At 65.1% G+C, this 1,267-nt stretch carries 1 protein-coding gene; it reads left to right on the top strand.

From position 1 onward, the window contains the following. Positions 1–24: 24 nt before the first annotated feature. The gene (gene arcA / locus DWZ52_RS09815; protein ID WP_055252566.1) at positions 25–1,266 is read left to right on the top strand and encodes an arginine deiminase; all 1,242 of its coding nucleotides are present in this window, start codon (positions 25–27) and stop codon (positions 1,264–1,266) included. The last annotated feature ends 1 nt before the right edge of the window (position 1,267 follow it).

Below are 1,267 nucleotides of genomic sequence, written 5' to 3'. Positions count from 1 at the left end.
GGCCCGAAAGAAAGGTAGGAGGCCATGACGAAAGGTCTGCACGTGCCTTCCGAGATCGGCAAGCTCAGGAAGGTCTGCCTGCACCGTCCCGGCGACGAGCTCCTCAACCTGCCGCCCGACGAGCTCGAGCGACTCCTGTTCGACGACGTCCCGTTCCTTGAGGTCGCGCAGCAGGAGCACGACACCTTCGCCCAGATCCTGAGGGACCAGGGCGTCGAGGTGCTCTACCTCGAGAACCTCGTCGCAGAGGTGTTCGACCAGGTCCCCGGCGCCCGCGCCGAGTTCACCGACCAGTACATCGCCGAGGCCGGCATCCGCGGCCAGCACATGCCGCAGATCGTCCGCGAGAAGCTGGACTCCATCGAGGACAACCTCGAGTTCGTCAAGAAGACCATGGCCGGCATGACCAAGGCCGAGATCGACATGCCCCTCACGGCGTCCACGACCCTCGACTCCCTGGTCAACTCCGAGTCCGAGTCCGACCTGATCATCGACCCGATGCCCAACCTCTACTTCACCCGCGACCCGTTCGCGGTCGTCGGCGAGGGCGTCAACCTCAACCGCATGTACTCGGTCACCCGCAACCGCGAGACCCTGTACGGCAAGTACATCTTCAAGTACCACCCCGACTACAAGGACGTCTCGCTGTACTTCCGCCGCGACTGCCAGTTCCACACCGAGGGCGGCGACGTGCTGAACATCAACGAGAAGACCCTCGCCGTCGGCATCTCCCAGCGCACCCAGGCCGCCGCGATCGACATCATGGCCCAGAACATCTTCTGGAACTCCGACTCCAAGGTCGAGCGCATCCTGGCCTTCGACATCCCCGTCTCGCGCGCCTTCATGCACCTCGACACGGTCTTCACCCAGATCGACGTCGATAAGTTCACGATTCACCCCGCCATCATGGGCACCCTGCGCGTCTACGAGCTGACCGCCGGCAAGAACCCGGGCGACGTGAACATCCGCCTGATCGAGGACACCCTCGAGCACGTCCTGGAGGACGCCACCGGCGTCGACCAGGTCAAGCTGATCCCCTGCGGCGGCGGCGACCCGATCGCGGCCTCCCGCGAGCAGTGGAACGACGGCTCCAACACCCTGTGCGTCGAGCCCGGCAAGATCTGCGTCTACGCCCGCAACACCGTCACCAACGACGTGCTGTACAAGGAGGGCCTGGACCTTCTCGTCGTGCCCTCCGCCGAGCTCTCCCGCGGCCGTGGCGGCCCGCGCTGCATGAGCATGCCCTTCTGGCGCGAGGACCTCTAAG

The sequence above is a fragment of the Collinsella sp. AF33-16 genome, from assembly GCF_003475325.1.
Taxonomy (GTDB): Bacteria; Actinomycetota; Coriobacteriia; order Coriobacteriales; family Coriobacteriaceae; genus Collinsella.
The sequence above is the reverse complement of the archived record's forward strand: the minus strand, read 5'-3'. Positions and strand labels throughout refer to the sequence as shown.

Bases quoted from the DNA above. Each gene is read 5' to 3' on its own strand.
- arcA (WP_055252566.1), top strand. From the start codon at position 25: ATGACGAAAGGTCTGCACGTGCCTTCCGAGATCGGCAAGCTCAGGAAG.